General features: G+C 39.5%; 11 protein-coding genes and 1 tRNA gene. 7 read left to right on the top strand and 5 right to left on the bottom strand.

Annotated elements, in window-relative coordinates; translation table 11 throughout:
* Window positions 1–64: 64 nt before the first annotated feature.
* The 3 genes from asnB (at window position 65) to purU (ending at window position 3,132) form a co-directional block, all read left to right on the top strand.
* The gene (gene asnB, locus PCNPT3_RS03450; RefSeq protein ID WP_015464479.1) at window positions 65–1,735 is read left to right on the top strand and encodes an asparagine synthase B; all 1,671 of its coding nucleotides are present in this window, start codon (window positions 65–67) and stop codon (window positions 1,733–1,735) included.
* Window positions 1,736–1,814: 79 nt separating this feature from the next.
* On the top strand, window positions 1,815–2,291 hold the full coding sequence (locus PCNPT3_RS03445; RefSeq protein WP_015464478.1) for a YchJ family protein: 477 nt from the start codon (window positions 1,815–1,817) through the stop codon (window positions 2,289–2,291).
* Between the two features lie 4 nt (window positions 2,292–2,295).
* Window positions 2,296–3,132, top strand: coding sequence for a formyltetrahydrofolate deformylase (gene purU / locus PCNPT3_RS03440; RefSeq protein WP_015464477.1), 837 nt, complete (start codon window positions 2,296–2,298; stop codon window positions 3,130–3,132).
* A gap of 118 nt (window positions 3,133–3,250) precedes the next feature.
* On the opposite strand, the gene PCNPT3_RS13495 is transcribed toward purU, so the two are convergent.
* The gene (locus tag PCNPT3_RS13495; RefSeq protein ID WP_015464476.1) at window positions 3,251–3,793 is read right to left on the bottom strand and encodes a VC2046/SO_2500 family protein; all 543 of its coding nucleotides are present in this window, start codon (window positions 3,791–3,793) and stop codon (window positions 3,251–3,253) included.
* 133 nt (window positions 3,794–3,926) lie between these two features.
* Between PCNPT3_RS13495 and PCNPT3_RS03430 the strand changes: the two genes are divergently transcribed.
* From PCNPT3_RS03430 to PCNPT3_RS03420, 3 genes are all read left to right on the top strand, one after another.
* A tRNA-Tyr gene (locus tag PCNPT3_RS03430) sits at window positions 3,927–4,010 on the top strand.
* 129 nt (window positions 4,011–4,139) lie between these two features.
* The gene (locus PCNPT3_RS03425) at window positions 4,140–5,774 is read left to right on the top strand and encodes a tetratricopeptide repeat protein (protein WP_015464475.1); all 1,635 of its coding nucleotides are present in this window, start codon (window positions 4,140–4,142) and stop codon (window positions 5,772–5,774) included.
* 323 nt (window positions 5,775–6,097) lie between these two features.
* Entirely contained in the window at window positions 6,098–7,732 is a 1,635-nt protein-coding gene (locus tag PCNPT3_RS03420) for a response regulator (protein WP_015464474.1), read from the top strand.
* A 168-nt stretch (window positions 7,733–7,900) separates the two neighbouring features.
* On the opposite strand, the gene hrpA is transcribed toward PCNPT3_RS03420, so the two are convergent.
* Both hrpA and queE read right to left on the bottom strand, forming a co-directional pair.
* Window positions 7,901–11,773, bottom strand: coding sequence for an ATP-dependent RNA helicase HrpA (hrpA, locus tag PCNPT3_RS03415; RefSeq protein ID WP_015464473.1), 3,873 nt, complete (start codon window positions 11,771–11,773; stop codon window positions 7,901–7,903).
* A 102-nt stretch (window positions 11,774–11,875) separates the two neighbouring features.
* Entirely contained in the window at window positions 11,876–12,553 is a 678-nt protein-coding gene (queE, locus tag PCNPT3_RS03410; RefSeq protein ID WP_015464472.1) for a 7-carboxy-7-deazaguanine synthase QueE, read from the bottom strand.
* 110 nt (window positions 12,554–12,663) lie between these two features.
* Here queE and queC point away from each other — a divergent pair, with 110 nt between their 5' ends.
* Window positions 12,664–13,329 carry a 7-cyano-7-deazaguanine synthase QueC gene (gene queC / locus PCNPT3_RS03405; RefSeq protein WP_015464471.1) on the top strand — a complete coding sequence of 222 codons (666 nt, stop codon included), beginning with the start codon at window positions 12,664–12,666 and terminating at the stop codon, window positions 13,327–13,329.
* Between the two features lie 55 nt (window positions 13,330–13,384).
* On the opposite strand, the gene PCNPT3_RS03400 is transcribed toward queC, so the two are convergent.
* Window positions 13,385–14,851 (bottom strand): glutamate synthase subunit beta, encoded by a 1,467-nt coding sequence (locus tag PCNPT3_RS03400; protein WP_015464470.1) that lies wholly within the window; start codon window positions 14,849–14,851, stop codon window positions 13,385–13,387.
* Window positions 14,851–19,368 carry a glutamate synthase large subunit gene (gene gltB, locus PCNPT3_RS03395; protein ID WP_015464469.1) on the bottom strand — a complete coding sequence of 1,506 codons (4,518 nt, stop codon included), beginning with the start codon at window positions 19,366–19,368 and terminating at the stop codon, window positions 14,851–14,853. The genes PCNPT3_RS03400 and gltB overlap by 1 nt, the downstream gene beginning before the upstream one ends.
* Between the last annotated feature and the right edge of the window lie 381 nt (window positions 19,369–19,749).

Genomic DNA, 19,749 nt, shown 5'->3' with positions numbered 1-19,749 from the left:
GACGCAAATAGAAATTGAATTAAATAAACCCTGACTTAAAAGGGTAAAGAAAAAGGTAACCTTTATGTGCTCTATTTTTTGTGTACTCGATATAAAAGGTGATGCACTTGCATTACGCAAAAAAGCAATTGAAATGTCTACACTTTTACGTCATAGAGGTCCCGATTGGTCTGGTATTTACGCCTCAGAAAAGGCCATTTTAGTACATGAGCGCCTCTCTATTGTCGATGTAGAAACAGGCGCGCAGCCTCTTTTTAATGAAGATGAAACCCACATTCTCGCTGTTAATGGTGAAATTTATAATCACCAACAACTGAGCCTTGCATTAAAAACAGATTACCCTTTTAAAACCAAATCTGATTGTGAAGTGATTTTGGCACTATATGCAGAAAAAGGCGCCGATTTTTTAGATGATCTTAATGGCATGTTCGCTTTTTGTCTTTATGATGCAAAAAAAGATAAGTACCTTATTGGTCGCGATCATTTGGGAATTATCCCACTGTATATGGGCTGGGATGAAAAAGGTAACTTTTATCTTGCTTCAGAAATGAAAGCATTGATGCCAGTTTGCGTGAAAGTAGAAGAATTTCCAGCAGGACATTACTTAGACAGTGAAATCGGTGTTGTCACCAAATACTACCAACGTGATTGGATGGAGTATGACGCGGTCAAAAATAACCAAGGTAGCCCTAAAGATATCGCAGTAGCCCTTGAAGATGCCGTTAAACGCCAACTCATGTGTGATGTGCCTTACGGCGTACTGCTTTCGGGTGGATTAGACTCGTCTCTTATCTCCGCTATCACCCAAAAATTTGCTAAAAAGCGTATTGAAGATAACGATGGATCTGATGCTTGGTGGCCTCAACTGCATTCGTTCTCAGTGGGCCTAAAAGGCTCTCCTGATTTAGCAGCAGCTGAAAAAGTAGCAAAAGAGTTAGGCACCATACATCATCCGATTATTTTTACAGAGCAAAACGGTATTGATGCGTTAAAAGAAGTAATTTACCATTTAGAAACTTATGATGTCACCACTATCCGCGCCTCTACGCCAATGTATTTAATGGCGCGAAAAATTAAAGCGATGGGCATTAAAATGGTCCTTTCGGGTGAAGGTGCTGATGAAATATTTGGCGGATATTTATACTTTCATAAAGCGCCAAACGCAAAAGAGTTTCATAATGAATTAAATAGAAAACTCAATAAACTACACCTTTTTGATTGCCTACGCGCCAACAAATCAATGGCAGCTTGGGGCGTTGAAGCGCGCGTACCTTTCTTAGATAAAGAGTTTTTAGATGTCGCAATGCGCACTAATCCCGATCTTAAAATGATCACCGGTAAACGCATCGAAAAAGATATTCTTCGTGAAGCGTTTAAAGGCCAATTATTAGATGAAGTGTTATGGCGTCAAAAAGAGCAGTTTTCTGATGGCGTAGGTTATAGCTGGATTGATACTTTAAAAGCCTATATTGAAACGCAAGTGAGCGACCAAGAACTTGAAAGCGCTGAATTTAAGTTCCCAATTAATACGCCTGACACCAAGGAAGCTTATTTCTATCGCTGTATTTTCAAAGAACACTTCCCTCTGGACAGTGCTGCGCTCTGCGTGCCTTTTGGAAAATCAGTTGCTTGCTCTACGGTTGAAGCTTTAGCTTGGGATGAAAGTTTCCAGAAAAATGCAGATCCATCAGGACGCGCTACCGGTATTCACAATGATGCCTATAACGCCAAATAGCAGCCAATAAAACAGAGTCACTTCAAATCACTTAAACTGACCTGCTTTGCGGGCAGTTTAAGACATAAGGTAAACATCATTGCAAAGCCCTAACACTTGTCCATGTCGTAGCTCTCAGCCCTATCAAACCTGCTGCTCCCCCTTGCATCAAAACCTGCAACAAGCACAAACATGCGAGCAATTAATGCGCGCACGTTACAGTGCCTTCATTTTGCAATTAGGTGAGTATTTATTTAATACTTATGATGCAGACTTTCGAGGTGAGTTAACCAAGGAACAATTATCTGAGCCCAGTTTGACATGGGTAAACTTAGAGATAATTGCGACCGAAAGTTTAAAAGTGCAAGGGTTTGTGGAATTCAAAGCCTATTATATTGAAGCAGACACGCTCACCTACCACCATGAACGCTCCAACTTTATAAAAAAAAATGACCATTGGTTCTATTGCGATGGTGTTTTTTATCCTGCGAATAAGAGTATTACGATTAAACGCAATGATCTTTGTCCTTGTGGTAGCCAAATAAAATATAAAAAATGTAAGCATTTAAGGGAATAAAACCATGCAAAAAAAAATATTATTAACGGATTGTCCTGACAGTAAAGGCCTCATTGCTCACATTACAAATGTCTGCCAAAAAAACCAACTTAACATTATTAAAAACAATGAATTTGTAGATCATCAACACCAACGTTTTTTTATGCGCACCGAGCTCGAGGGGTGTTTTGATAATTGCACCTTACTCGAAGATTTAGATTTTTATTTACCTAAAGGCTCAAGTCGTCAATTAGTCTCACAGCAGCGTAAACGTATTGTGATATTAGTGACGAAAGAAGCGCACTGTTTGGGTGATATTCTGATGAAGAGTACTTATGGCTCAATGGATGTCGAAATCGCAGCCGTGATAGGTAATTACACGATATTAGAAGATTTAGTGACTAAATTTAACATTCCTTACCATTGCATTAGTCATGAAGGGATATCAAGAGAAGAGCACGAAGATAAAATAATGCAATGTATTGCACCTTATCAGCCAGATCTCGTCATTTTAGCGAAATACATGCGCATATTAAGCCCTAAATTTGTCAGCGCTTATGCCAATAGATTAATTAATATCCATCACTCTTTTTTACCCGCTTTTATAGGTGCGAGGCCGTATCAACAAGCCTTTGATAGAGGCGTGAAGATCATTGGTGCAACCGCCCATTTTGTAAATAACAATTTAGATGAAGGGCCCATCATTACGCAAGATATTGCGCATATTGATCATGCTCATAACGTAGAGAGCCTGATCAAAGTGGGCAGAGATGTTGAAAAATCAGTGTTAAGCCGTGCGTTACAGCATCTCATTGACGATAAAGTGTTTGTTTACGCTAATCGCACCGTGGTGTTTAAATAAAGGCATAAAAGAAAATAAATACAAGATCAGGCGTCACAAATAAGGCTTGTTGCATTTTCTCTCGCAATAAAGAGAAACGTGGCGCTTTTATACGCTCGATGCAGGTGAGATGATAGGATTAATAATGTGCATGTATTTTTATAGGCCGACCACTGAGTTGCATTGCCTGTAGGTTCTGCATCAGTTGATGATCCACGCCACCGCTTACATCCGCGCTTAACGCCCCCGCGAGTGGCATTTTCCCCGCAAGACGGCGCTGCGCCAGTAACGACAAATTATCCACCACATCACTGCTAATATCCGCTGATGGTTGACGCGATAGCAAGGCTTCATTATTCAGTAAATAACGTAAACGAATACTGCTGAAGCGTTGTGCCTGCACGTCACTATTTAACGCTTTTGCCTGTGTTAATGTGATCCCCTCATTAACTAATGGTTGAGGCTCACTTAAACAAAATGCATCTCGTAATGCTAATTTTTTTAGTGGATCTTCTTTATTGTCCGCTAGACTAAATTGTGAGAAATCTCGGACATCGCTCGAGAGCAAACTCAATAACAAATTAAATTTATGTCGAGCACCGCTTGTTAGCGCAATATTTAATTGCGATCCCAATTGCCATTCATTAATTAATAAAGCCGGTGCGTTTTGCTCAACATTCATACTATGATTCATTATTTATTAAACACAGAAGATATATCGGCAACAATCTGATTTTATTTAATGTTTTTCACAGTTATTTACTATTTAAGCTTCACAATCAGAAATAATCTGATATTATCGGTTGCGTAATAAAGGAGGGGTTCCCGAGTGGCCAAAGGGAGCAGATTGTAAATCTGCCGCGTAAGCTTCGGTGGTTCGAATCCACCCCCCTCCACCATTTCTTGCCAAAATCAATTGTATCTTATTAATTTAAAAGTCTTTTTCTTATATCTCTAGCCTACTTATAACAATCCCCTGTTGTTTCCTGTTAATATAAAGAATGCTTCATAAAGAGAGCAAGGAAATAATGTTTAGCTATAAAAATAAAAAAATTCTTATCGTTGATGATCAAAAAGCATTTCACGTTATGCTCAAAACAATGCTGACCAATCAAGGTGCAAAAAGTATCACCTTCGCAGATACTGCTGACAGTGCGATGCGCTGTGCCCATCGTCGTCTTTTTGATATTTATCTCGTTGATTATAATTTAGGCGCGGGAAAAAATGGCATACAATTACTTGATCACCTACGTAAAAAAAATCTTATTCCAGTGCATGCTTTATGCTTTATCATTACCGGAGATAACACCAAAGGCATGGTCCTAACCGCCATAGAAAAAGCCCCTGATGATTATTTAATGAAACCTTTCTCGCCCACACAACTACTTAATAGGCTCACTAAAGCGGCGCAGAAAAAAGACATGTTAATGGATATTTTGAAAGCATTAAAAAGTAAAAATTATGCACAAGCCATCTTTTTATGCAAAGAAAAAATTGAAAAAGAACCTAAATACACCACCCTTTGTAAAAATATGCTCGCCGATATTTATATTACAACTGAGCAATACCCTGAAGCAGAAAGCATATTAAAAGAATTAGTCAATAAACGTGCATTAATGCAAACCAGTATTAGTTTAGGCCAAACCTATTACCTGCAAGATAAACTCAGCGAAGCTATCGCTATTTTACAAGACATTGTTTTACACCGCCCTTTACAAATAAAAGCGTATGAATGGTTAGCACGCGCTTATAAAAAAAAGGGTGATTATAATAAAGCGCTGTCGACGCTAAGCACTGCTGCCAATATGACCAATCACAGTATTGAGCGTCACCAAGAAGTGGCACTATTAGCAAAAGAGATGCATGAGCATAAAATTATGCTCAATAGCCACCACGCTATATTAAATTTAAGTCGAAACTCTTTCTATCCTGACCCTTGCTACTTAGCAAATTACATTCACAGCATTATTGATTATGCGCAGTTTACTGATGATATCAATAATAAAAAATCAATATTAAAAATGGTCAATTCAGCACTTTATCAAAGCCGCTTTGAAGAAGGCAGAAATGATAATTTTGACTTTAATCAGTTTGATTTTCTTTGCCAAGCCAAAATATTCTTTTCTTTAAATGAGCATTTAAAAGCAAAACGTCTTATTTTAAAAACAATACATAACAGTGACAAAGTCATTAATGAAATAGACACCACGACACTCTGTGAAAGTGTACTTTCTCTGCTTGATATTGGTGAATTTGATGATGTAAAACCCTATTTAGATGAGCTTAATCGACGTGATATTATCGATCCTACGATGCAGGCTAATATTGAAGAGCACACAGGAAATAATTTAAGTATGCGTATCAGTGCATTTAAAGCGCATAATAAAGAAGGAATTGATGCCTTTAGAAATGGTAATTATGTTTACGCATTACAATCGTTTAATCGCGCCCTCAAATTAGAGCCTTTAAACTCCGGCGCTCTTTTAAACAGTATACAAGTATATCTAAAGCAGCTTTTAAGCAAAGAAAAACATCAGCGCCAAGAGCAACTTCAAGCATGCCAAGCAAAATTTAATTTATTACGTAATACACATTTATCTCCCGACCATCGACAACGCTATAATGATTTACAAAAAGAATTTAACATCGAAAAAAGAAATTAAAAAACACCCACCTGTTGATACTTTTAGAACCAAAATTTTAACAGAATTGTTCTACATTAATTTCTTATAACAGCATGCCACAACGAAGATGAATTAAAGTCTCGTACCTGACCAATGATCTTGATCTCACAGATATCACAGATATCACAGATATCACAGATATCATAATATGCCCTTCTTTTTTTCACCATTTTTCTTTTATATATATTTTATTATTAGGTTTTATTGTTATATTTTTTTGTTATATTTCGTATTTTTGCATATTTACATCTCCTGTCTACTGTTAACATCTAAACATCCTTATTAACGTTAGCAGGGAACTAATGTTTAACTATCAAAATAAAAAAATTCTTATCGTTGATGACCAAAAAGAATTTTCAGTCATGCTCAAAGCGATGATCAGCCATCAAGGCGCAAAAAGCATTACCTTTGCGGACAGTGCTGATAGTGCAATCGACTGTGCCCATCGTGACTTTTTTGATGTTTATTTTATTGACTATCATTTAGGGGCGGGTAGAAATGGCATACAATTACTCGACTACTTACGTAACAGCAATCTTATTCTAGTGTCTGCGTTATGCTTTATTGTTACCGGCAACAGTAACCAAGATATGGTATTAAGCGCTATTGAAAAAGCGCCCGATGATTATTTAATAAAACCTTTTTCACCGACGCAATTACTCAATAGACTCACTAAAGCTACCCATAAAAAAGATATGTTAATGGGTATTTTAAACGCGATAAAAGACAATAATCTTACCCAAGCCATTCTTTTATGCCATGAAAAAATTAAAAGCACATCAAAATACAGCACACTATGTCAAAATATACTCGCCGATATTTATATTAAAACAGAGCAATACAGTGACGCCGAAAAAATATTAAAAAAACTCGTCAATAAACGCGCCGTAATACAAACCAGCATTCGTTTAGGGAAAACCTATTATTTACAAAATAAACTCAATGAAGCGATCGCTATTTTAGAAGATATTATCTTACATCACCCGTTACAAATTAAAGCCTATGAATGGTTAGCGCGCGCTTACAAAAAAAATAACGATCACAATAGAGCGCTATCAACTTTGACAGCGGCGGCGAACATGACCAATCACAGTATTGAGCGCCACCAAGAAGTGGCACTATTAGCAAAAGAGATGCATGAATATAAAATCATGCTCAATAGCTATTACGCGATATTACTTTTAAGTCGAAGATCCTTTTATCCCGATCCTTGCCATTTAGCCAATTATATTCACAGTATAATTGACTATGCACGATCCAAAGATGAACTTCATCATAAGAAATTGATTTTAAAAAAAGCAAGATCGACACTTTATCAAAGTCGTTTTGAAGAGGGTAAAAATAAGGGTTTTGACTTTGATCAGTTTGATTTTCTTTGCCAAGCCAAAATATTCTTTTCTTTAAATAAGCATTTAAAGGCAAAACGTCTTATTTTAAAAACCATACATAATTGTGAAAAATCCGTATCTGACATCGACACCACAACGCTATGTGAAAGTGTACTTTCTCTGCTTGATATTGGTGAGTTTGATGATGCTGCGCCCTATTTAAAGGAACTAAATCAGCGTGACATTATCGATTCGACGATGCAAGCTAATCTTAAAGAGCATACGGGCAATAATTTAAAGGTACGTATCAATGCATTTAAGACACTAAATAAAGAGGGTATTAATGCATTTAAAAAGGGCGATCATAGCCAAGCATTACACTGTTTTCATCAGGCACTTAAACGAGAGCCCTTAAATTCAGGCTCTATCTTAAATAGTATCCAAGTGTATCTTAAACTGCTCCTAAGCGCAGAAAAGCTGCAACGTAAGCAGCAACTTCAAGCCTGCCAAGAAAAGTTTAATTTATTACGCCATACTCATTTATCGCACCATCATCGACAACGTTACAATGATTTGCAAAAAGAATTTAATATTGAAAAGGTAAATTAATCTACCTTATACCAAAGGAATTAATTAAGTTTTCATGTATTGCGTAGGAAAAATTAACACTAGCAAGGCGTGAGTTGTAGGAGATAGTTGTTCTCACTTCAAAACTCACAACGCAGGGTGGGATAATTTCAACAAGCAAGACAGATAACCTTTTTAGTTCCTTTGGTATTATCCCTGTAATTGCGCTAATTTTAATTTCACACGTTTTGCCGATATTGGGTAAGCCGTTCCTAATTGTTGCGCAAAGAACGACACACGTAACTCTTCAATCATCCAGTATATTTCGGCCAATAATGGATTTTCTCTTTCATTACTGCGCATCAAATTACAAAGTGCTTGATAACGCTCTTCTAATTCATGCAATGCCAGAGTATGCAACCTATCTTGATTTTGATCTGCTCTTAATTTCTGCAAACGTTTTTGTAGCGCGTCTAAATAACGCTTAATATCCACCAACTTCGCCAGCCCACTTTGACACACAAATCCCGGATAAATTAAACGCTCTAATTGTGATTTTATATCACCGTGTGCAAAGATCATTGATAGGTCTAGTTTGCCTTTTAAATTTTTATTAATCGCATAGGCAAGCGTTAATATTTGCTCAACTAATAATGTAATATGTAATGTTTTATCTGCCAACTCAGCACGCACTTTCTCTTTTTGTAAGCTGAAAGCTTGTGCGTCGCGAGGCGTACTTTGCCCATCTAAAATACTATCTACCGCGCAAGAAATACAATCATTAATCAGATCTTGTACTTGCCCAAAGGGATTAAAATACAGCCCTAATTTAGCTTTGTTGGGTAAACTTTTTTGTAAATATTTAATCGGTGATTGTACATTTAAAAGCACTAAACGCCGTAAACCCTGCAGGTTCACACGATCAGCCTGAGCCTTATCATCAAATAACTCAATGGCCACACTTTTATTCTTATCAACCAATGCCGGGTAGGCTTTAACCTCATAACCACCATGATCTTTTTTAAAGGATTCGGGTAACGCGCCAAAATCCCAATCCAATAATTGTGTTTTTTCAATACTTTGTTTGGATATTTTAGATAAACTTTTTTTAACAACACCGGCTAATTGATGCTGTAACTCTTCTAAATCTTGCCCTAATGCCACGCTTTTACGGCGCTCATCAATAATATTAAATTTAATGCGTAAATGACTCGGTAAAGCCTGCAGATCCCATGACTTTTCAGGAATTTTAACCCCTGTCATACGTAACAATTGTTTTTCAAACGCAACCAACAAAGGTGTTTCAAAGGGGATCATAGCAGCCATCGCAGCATTGGCATAATTGGGAGCTGGTACAAAGTTACGACGCATCACTTTGGGTAATGTTTTAATTAAGGCCACCAATAGCTCTTCACGCAGTGCCGGTATTTGCCACGCAAAATCAGCACTTTTGATTTGATTTAATAACGCCACAGGAATATCGACGCAAACGCCATCTTGATTTGTACCTGGCTCAAAAGCATAACTTAATTTAAGTTTAAAGGGCCCTTGTTGCCAAACATCAGGATACGCTAATGATGTTATTTTTTGTGCATCATGCGCCATTAAATCATCACGTTGATAATTTAATAAATCGGCTGTTTGTTGTTTTTCTTTATTCCACCAGCTATCAAACTGCTGTGCACTTGCAACGCTTGCAGGGATACGTTTATCGTAAAATAAAAATAAGGTTTCATCATCGACTAAAATATCTCGACGTCGAGATTTATGCTCTAAATCTTCAATATCTTCACGTAATACTTGGTTGTCTTTGAAAAATTTATGACGCGTCATAAATTCACCTTGCACTAAAGCATCACGAATAAATAATTCACGACATAATGCAGGATCAATATTGGTATAGGTTACTTTACGTTTTACAACAATAGGTAAACCAAAGAGAGTTTGGTTTTCAAAGGCGGCCACTGTGCCTGATTTTTTCTGCCAATGAGGCTCACTATAACTACGCTTAATAAGATGCGCTGCTTGTTGCTCTACCCACTCAGGCTTAATACGCGCACTGACTCTGCCAAATAATTTTGAGGTTTCAACGAGCTCTGCAAACATTGCCCATTTTGGCTGTTTTTTAAATAAACTTGAGCCCGGAAACATAAAGAACTTACTGTTACGTGCGCCTAAATAATGTTGCTCTTTATCTTTAAAGCCGATATGCGATAACAACCCCGATAATAGCGCTTGGTGAATAGCATCAACGTCTGCCGCATGACTGTTTATTTTAATATCTAACTCATCGGTAACTTGTTTGATTTGAGCGTAGATATCTTGCCACTCACGCACCCGCATATAAGCTAAGAAATCTTTTTGACACATGCGTCTAAATTGATTACTAGTGAGCGCATGGCGTTGCTCTTTTAGATGATCCCACAGATTAACATAAGCCATATAATCTGAGTCTTTATCATGAAAACGGCGATGCTTTTCATCTGCTGCTTGCTGCTTATCCATCGGACGTTCACGAGGATCTTGAATACTAAGGGCGGCACTTATCAAGATAACTTCATGCACACAGTTATAGTCTTTAGCGGCTAAAATCATCCTTGCAAGGCGCGGATCAACCGGCAACTTTGCCAACTGCCTGCCTAATGGGGTTAATTTGTCACGCACATCTTTTGCATTGAGATTTACGGCGCCAAGCTCTTCTAATAAGCTTAAACCATCCTTAATATTTTTATCAGCAGGCGGTTGTACAAAAGGAAATTGATTTAACTCCCCTAAACCCAAAGCCAGCATTTGTAATATAACGGAAGATAAATTAGTACGTAGTATTTCAGGATCGGTAAACTCAGGACGCGATAAAAAATCATCTTCACTGTATAAACGAATACAAATTCCGGCGCTCACACGCCCACAGCGCCCCAGGCGTTGCGATGCGCTCGCTTGTGATATCGCTTCAATAGGCAAACGTTGCACTTTAGTGCGGTAGCTATAACGGCTTATACGTACTGTACCGGTATCGATGACGTATTTTATACCCGGGATCGTTAATGAGGTTTCTGCCACATTGGTAGCAAGGACGATACGCTGACCTTGATGGCTTTGGAAAATACGGTTTTGCTCTGCGTTGCTAAGACGCGCGAATAAAGGTAATACTTCTGTATCACGTAAATTACGCTTATTTAGAGCTTCTGCCGTATCCCTAATTTCACGTTCACCGTTCATAAAAATAAGAATATCGCCACGGCCACAACGCTGCAGTTCATCAACGGCCTTAAAAATACCTTCAATTTGGTCGCCATCTGCATATTCATCGAGAGGACGATAACGTGTTTCTACCGGATACGTTCGTCCTGAAACCTCTATCACAGGGGCATCATCAAAGTGCTTTGAAAATCGTTTAGGATCAATCGTTGCAGAGGTAATAATAACTTTTAAATCGGGACGTTTTGGTAATAAGCGTTTTAAATAACCCAATAAGAAATCAATATTCAAACTGCGCTCATGCGCTTCATCAATAATAATAGTGTCATATTTACTTAAAAAGCGATCACTTTGGATCTCAGCCAATAAAATACCATCGGTCATCAATTTAATATAAGAGTTTTCACTGACTTTATCGGTAAAACGGACACGGTAGCCGACTGCATCACCCACTGTGGAGCCTAATTCGTGCGCAATACGCTCAGCAACCGTGCGCGCAGCTAATCGTCTTGGCTGAGTATGCGCAATCATCGCGCGTACACCTAAGCCTAACTGCATACATATTTTAGGAATTTGTGTGGTTTTACCTGAGCCCGTCGCACCGGCAATGATCACCACTTGATTATTTTTAATGGCCTCACTGATCTCGTCTTTCTTTTCACTCACCGGAAGATCAGGATACGTTATCTCCGGCATATGATCACGGCGGTACTGACACTTGTCCATTGAGACTTGGATATCACAGGCTATTTTTGTCAGCCCTAATGACGCTTTTTCTGCATCTTTGATCTGGCGATTATTAGCCAATCGACGTGAAAATTTAAACTTATCTTTCAATAATACGTTATCAAGATGTTTTTTAAGGGAATGCACACAAAGCGTCAAAATAATTACCTAAGCAAATAGCAAAAAGAGATCCTAGCAAGCAGATAAACAAAGCGCAACGCCTTGATCAATAAGAAACCAAGATCTATAAAAACAAAAAAATTAATCGATATCTAAGTACTTATGTAATTGTACCGATAAACGCCAATTTCGTGCGATACAGGTACGCATACACAGCGCGGTTGCATTGGCTTTTTGAGAAATAGGCTGTAAACAAATCGTTTTATTATGCGTATCACCTAAGCGCGCTAATAGCGCATCGAGTTGCTCGATATCTTTTTGCGTGCCCACGGGATGCTTAATTTCATCCGCGCGTTGTAACGCAGATAACAACACCTCTTTTTTAGCGCGCATATTCACTTTAGGCGACACCGTTACCCAACTTTTTGCATCGACAAGAATAGGATAAGTACCACTGGTTTCAATTTGAGTTTGAAAGCCATGCGCGTGTAATAAAGCAGTCAGAGGGCGTAAATCAAATATGCATGGCTCACCACCGGTGATGATCACAAGCTTCGCCGTGTATTCTAGATTTTTAATTTCGGCTAAAATATGCTCAGCGCTCACATCAGCCCACTGCGCAGAGCTATTGCTTAAATCTGTGACCAAGTTTAAAGGCACTTTGTCGTTTTCATTTGCAGACCAAGTATGCTTAGTATCACACCAAGCGCAGCCCACATCACAGCCTTGTAAACGAATAAAAATAGCGGCACAGCCGGTGTGCACACCTTCACCTTGAATGGTTTGAAATATTTCATTTACTTTGTAGTTATTTTGCATTACACGTTATACTCAAAAATTAGTCAGGATCTTAACAAATAAAGCGATAAAGCGCTTATTTGTTTACAGGGATCTTTTTATAAATGAATCTCCCAGGACATACAAGAAAAATGAAAAAAAAAGTTGTTGTGATCTACTCCGGAGGTATGGATTCTTATACCGTACTACATAAAGCGCTTGAAGAAGGGTTAGTGCCTTTTGCTTTAACGTTTGATTATGGGCAGCGTCATATTAAAGAAATTTCGGTAGCCAGAGATGTGTGCTTAAGCCTTAATGTTGATCATAAAATTATTGATATCTCATCCATTAATGAGCTTATTGGCGGGTCATCTTTAACCGATAGTAGCATTGAGGTCAGTAGCGGTGAGTATGAAAATAATAATATGATCAACACCGTTGTCCCTAATCGTAATATGATCTTGCTATCGATGGCAATTGGCTATGCCGTGTCTATTGGCGCTGAAAAAGTATATTACGGGGCGCACTCGGGCGATCATGAAATTTACCCAGATTGCAGACCTATTTTTGTAGAAAAAATGAATGCGGTGGCAGAAGTTGCCAATTATGAAAAAGTCAGTATTTATTCACCCTATTTAAACAGTGATAAAATAGGCATTTTAAAAGATGGTTTGCGCATGGGACTCGATTATAGCAAAACATGGACTTGCTATAATGGTCGTGAGAAATCGTGTGGCGTTTGTGCGAGTTGTATCGAACGTTTAGAGGCTTTTTCGAAAAATGATCTAAGCGATCCTCTCGATTATGAAAAAATATAAGCCGTTTTAAAGCAAAAAAAAGCCTTAACATACTAATATGTTAAGGCTTTTTTATTTAAGATTGCATTAATGAACTTGAGATGCATTCTAAATTTGAATTACCCATCAGATAAATATCAATCGCCCGAGCACACTCTCGGCCTTCATTAATACAACGCACTATCAATGATTGCCCGGTGCGCATGTCGCCAGCCGCAAAAACGCCCATTTGACTCGTTTGAAAATCGGTGGTTTTAACATTACCACGATCATCAAGCGCAATATCTAATTGTGCGAGAACGCCCGTTGGCTCAGGGTGTAAAAATCCCATCGCTAAAAAGGCTTTAGTACAAGGGACGCTACGCTCAGTTCCCGGTACTTCCTTAAAGTTAGGGCGCTCACCAGGGGCTGCACTTTGCCACTCAATATCGGCAATGATAAGCTCTTTAACGTATCCATTTTCATCACCTTTAAAGGCTTTAGTTAAGATAGACCATTTACGATCAACCCCTTCTTCATGCGATGTCGTGGTTTTTAAAATCATCGGATATGACGGCCAAGGCATATTCTCATTACGTTTTTCAGGTGGAATAGGCATGATTTCAATTTGTAATATCGATGCAGCACCATGACGATTTGAAGTGCCGACACAATCTGATCCCGTATCACCACCACCAATCACAAGCACGTGATCATCTTGAGCATGAATTTCTGGCGTTTTTAAATCCATCGCATTAGCGCGGCGATTATTTTGCCCCAAAAACTCCATCGCAAAATGTACACCTTTAAGATCACGCCCTGGAATAGGTAAGTCGCGAGGCACTGTTGAGCCTCCCGTCAAAAGCACGACGTCATGTTTTGTGCGTAGCTCGCTCGCATCCATCGTCACGCCAATATGTGCATTAACGACCATTTTAATACCCGCGGCTTCAAGCACCGAAACTTTACGATCAATAATATCTGATCCCAATTTAAAGTCAGGAATACCAAAACGCAGTAAGCCCCCCACTTTTTCGTCGCGCTCATAAACCGTCACAAAATGACCCGCACTATTGAGTTGCTCAGCGGCAGCAAGTCCAGCAGGGCCAGAGCCTATAATTGCAATACTTTTACCCGTACGTGCTGTCGGTATTTTAGGCTTCACATAGCCTTCTCGATAAGCCGTTTCGACAATCGTTTTTTCGATATTACAAATGGTGATAGGATCTTGATTGATCCCCAATACGCACGAGGTTTCACAAGGCGCAGGACAAACTCGCCCAGTAAACTCGGGGAAGTTATTCGTTGAACTTAAAATATGCCAAGCTTCTTCCCAACTATCTCGATACACCGCATCGTTAAACTCAGGAATAATATTACCAATCGGGCAACCGTTATGACAAAACGGCACACCACAATCCATACAACGTGAAGCTTGAGAGCTGATTTTATCGCTAAACTCGTCCATTTTAACGAATTCTTTATTATTTTTAAGACGCTCAGTAACACTTAGCTTACCGGGTAACTCACGGCCTAATTCTAAAAATCCTGTCGCTTTACCCATTATGCATCTCCTTTGCTACGCGAAAGTAATGCAGCTTTATAATCACGCGGCATTACTTTGATCATTTGCGCAAGACTCACCTCAACATTGCTAAGAAATTCAGCGGCAAGTTTCGACTGAGTCAATTCAAAATGTTTACTGATTTTAGAGATAAGCAAAGCTTTATCTTCTGCATCTAAGGGATCTAAATCCACTAACTCTTTATTACAACTGCGAGCAAAAGCGCCATCCTTATTATAGACATAAGCAACGCCCCCACTCATACCGGCTGCAAAGTTACGCCCAGTACGTCCGATATTGATCATTAAACCACCGGTCATATATTCACAACCGTGATCGCCAATACCTTCCACAACGACTTCAGCGCCCGAGTTACGTACACAAAAACGCTCTCCCGCCATACCATTAATATATGACTCACCCGAGGTTGCACCATAAAAACATACATTGCCCACGATAATATTATCTTTAGCAATCAGGTTTGAATTACGATCAGGGAAAACAACTATTTTCCCGCCAGAGAGTCCCTTACCCCAATAATCATTGGCATCACCTTCTACGGTAAATTCAACGCCTTTAGCAAGGAAACAACCAAACGATTGTCCTGCTGAGCCTCTGAATTTAACTTGCATTGCGAGCGGCAGGCCTTTATCACGGTAAACCTTAGATATTTCATTAGAGAGCATGGTGCCACAACTGCGATCGGTATTAATAATGCTCATCTCAGCACTCACCGCTTCACCACGTAATAGTGCCGGTTGTGCTAATTTTATCAATTGACGATCTAATACATTTTCTAAATGATGTGCTTGCTGCGTTTGATTAAAACGTCCATCATTTTTTGCTATGACTTCTTTAAAAAGTAAGGTATTTAAATTGATGTTTTTATATTTCCAATGCTTAATATTGTCACGTACTTTTAAGCTTTGTGTTTGCCCTACCATCTCAGTGATAGTGGCATAACCTAATGCGGCCATGTTTTCACGCATACCTTGCACCAGATATTGAAATAACGTCACCACATCTTCAACACGCCCATCAAAACGTTCACGCAGCGTTTTGTTTTGCGTCGCAATACCAACAGGACAAGTGTTTAAGTGACACTTACGCATCATAATGCAACCTTCAACAATTAAAGCTGCCGTTGCAACGCCCCATTCTTCCGCGCCAAGTAACGTGGCAATGGTTAAATCACGAGGTGTTTTCATCTGCCCGTCCGCTTGTACAACGATACGGTTACGCAAACCATTTTTCATTAAGGTTTGATGCGTTTCTGCAAGACCGAGTTCCCAAGGTAATCCGGCATGGCGAATAGATGACAAGGGAGAGGCTCCCGTGCCGCCATCAAACCCAGCAATAAGCACAACATCTGCTTTAGCCTTACAAACACCGGTTGCAATGGTGCCGACGCCCGCTTCTGATACGAGTTTTACATTAACCCTGCCGTGACGGTTGGCATTTTTCAAATCGAAAATCAATTGCGCCAGATCTTCAATGGAGTAAATGTCATGATGAGGTGGCGGAGAAATAAGACCAACACCCGGGGTTGAATGACGTGTACGACCAATCCAGTCATCGACTTTATGACCGGGTAACTGCCCACCTTCACCGGGCTTCGCACCTTGTGCCATTTTAATTTGGATCTCGGCTGCATTGGTTAAATAGTATGAGGTAACACCAAAACGCCCTGATGCGACTTGTTTTATCGCAGAGCGCTCCCAGTCGCCGTTGTCTTTGACGAAAAAGCGTTGTGGATCTTCACCGCCTTCACCCGAGTTTGACTTAGCACCAATGCGGTTCATCGCAATTGCCAGCGTCGAATGTGCTTCATGAGAAATAGAGCCAAAGCTCATTGCGCCTGTCGCAAAACGTTTCAATATTTGCTGCGCCGATTCCACTTTATCGATATCTATCGGGCCATTTTCGCTAACCACAAACTCAAATTGACTGCGCAGCGTCGCCGCGTCATCACCTTGTGCATCAACGACTTCAGCATATTTTTTAAATTGAGCATAATCTTTATTACGTGTTGATTGTTGTAATAAAGAAATAGTTTCTGGATTAAAGAGATGTTTTTCACCACGTTGTTTCCATTGGTAAACACCGCCCACATCTAAACGTTGCATTGGCACTTCACGCAGTGGGTAAGCAAAACGATGACGCACTAATATTTCACTGCCAATATCATCAATACTTAAACCTTCGATGCGGGTAACCGTACCGGTAAAGTACGCATTAACCACACTTTTACTAATGCCTAAGGCTTCAAATATTTGTGCACCTTGATAAGACTGAATAGTCGAAATGCCCATTTTTGAGAATATTTTTAAGAGTCCAGCATCAATTGCAAGCTTATAAAAAGCAAAGATATCGGCCACTGTTTTATCTTTAGCTAATCGATTTTTAGACTGTAAATCAACTATCATCTCTTCAATTAAATAAGGGTTGATAGCTGAGGCGCCATAGCCTATCACGGTTGCAAAGTGGTGCGTTTCACGTACATCACCCGTTTCAACAACAATGTCACATAATGCGCGCAGGCCACGCTTAATTAAATAATGGTGCACAGCACCCGTCACTAACATCGCGGGAATGGCAGCGTGATCCGAGGTCGCATTGCGATCGGATAAAATAATAATAGAATAGCCATCATGCACGGCATCTTCTGCATAACGACATATACGCGCTAATGCTTTTTCTAAATTCCCCGTTTCACCCGTTGCTAAAAAGAGGGTCTCGAGGGTTTTAGCTTGCAGATGTTTATCATCTAACGCACTGATTTTTTGTAACTGAGAATTACTTAAAAGAGGAGAGCTCAATTCAAGTTTATGACAATGCAATGGTGTTTCGGCCAATAAGTTTTGGTCTTTTCCGAGGTAAGTCGTTAATGACATAACCATGCGCTCACGAATAGGATCGATAGGCGGATTAGTCACTTGGGCAAAAAGTTGCTTGAAATAATGAGATAAATGTTGTGAGTGGTGAGAGAAAATAGCCAAAGGCCAATCAGCTCCCATCGCACCTAGAGGCTCTTTCGCATCTTTAAACATCGGTAAAATAATATCACTGACTTCTTCAGAGCTAACGCCGAACGCTTGTAGCCTGCGCAACAATTGTCCATCATTAGGTTGTATATTTACCTCTAAAGGTGCTGGTTGCGTCTCTAATGTGACTAAATTATCCGTTAACCACTTCGCATAAGGTTGCTGCTCTGCGACGCCCGATTTAATTTCATCATCAGAAATAATACGGCCTTGCTCTAAATCAGCAACAAAAATACGACCCGGTTGTAAACGACCACGTAATTTAATATTTTCAGGTGCAATATCCACCACACCCGTTTCGGATGCCATTATCAAGAAGTCATCGTTGGTGACACAATAGCGAGAAGGACGTAAACCATTACGATCAAGTGTTGCGCCAACTTGCACGCCATCGGTGAAACAAACTGAAGCGGGCCCATCCCAAGGCTCCATTAAATTCGCATGATATTGATAAAAAGCGCGACGGTCGCTATCCATCTCTTTATTTTCTTGCCATGCTTCAGGGATCATCATCATTAACGCATGTGGTAAACTACGCCCAGATAACACTAACAATTCCAATGCCATATCAAAACTTGCAGAATCTGACATGCCATCCGTGCAGATAGGCATTAACATTTCAAGTTCAGTGGCACTAAAGAATTTAGCTTCTAATAAGGCTTCACGCGCCTTCATCCAGTTAATATTGCCACGAACGGTATTTATTTCACCGTTATGCGCAATATAACGAAAAGGTTGTGCTAAGCGCCAACGCGGAAAAGTATTGGTTGAAAAACGCGAATGCACTAAAGCAAGTGCGGTGACCATACTCGGATTTTGTAGATCTAAGAAGTACTGAGGAACCTGCTCTGTGGTGAGCTGGCCTTTATATACAAGTGTTTTATAAGAGAAGGTATTAATATAAAAATTATCTTCAATACCAGACACTGACTCTAAACAGATCCGGGTCGAATAATTACGTAAAATAAATAACTTACGCTCTAATTCTGCCGGCGCCATGTTTTCGCCACCGGTGACGAACATATGTTCAAACTGAGGCTCACTGCTCAGAGGATCTGCCCCGATCATCGAGTTATCTGTTGGTAATACCCGATAACCTATGACTTCAAGCTGCAAACGCTCTGCGGTGCGCGCTAAAATATCTCGACATTGACTGCGCTGATCTGCATTTTGAGGAAAAAGAATTGATCCCACCCCATATTGATCTGCCTTTGGTAACTTCAGGCCATTTTTTAATGCCTCGGTCACTAAAAACTCATGCGGTTTTTGTAATAAAATTCCAGCGCCATCACCACTACAGGGATCGCAACCTTGACCACCACGATGTTCCATACGCGCAAGCATCTCAAGAGCTTGAGTAATGATTAAATGTGATTTTTTATTTTTCAGGTGGGCAACAAAGCCGATACCACAAGCATCATGTTCCATTTCTGGTACATAAAGTCCCTGAGCCGTTTGCTCTTTCTTCGTCATAAATATGTCCTTCATTAAGAGAAGAGAACAATGCATGCATCACTCTATTCTCTCTTATTTACCGTTATACTCAGCTTGTTGACGGATAACACAAAACCAACAACAAACAATTAATTTTTATCCAAGGAAGTTTTCTTTGTGGCATAATAAAACGGCCAAACCCCTCTCCAAATAAACAACGCACATAGCCATCGTGTAAGCATAAGCTCATACATTATTGTTCTATATAACGGGCGTAATTATGATGACATTCTACCGTTTAAGGCGTTAAATATCTAATTTTCTTAATTTTTTCAAAAGATACATCGTACCCTCCATGCATGCTCTACTTGCATTTTCTATGGCGCATAAAAAAAGGTGCTAAAAAGCACCTTTAAAAAT

The sequence above is a fragment of the Psychromonas sp. CNPT3 genome (assembly GCF_000153405.2).
GTDB lineage: Bacteria > Pseudomonadota > Gammaproteobacteria > Enterobacterales > Psychromonadaceae > Psychromonas.
Note: the sequence above shows the minus strand (reverse complement) of the source record. Positions and strands in the feature narration are given on the sequence as shown.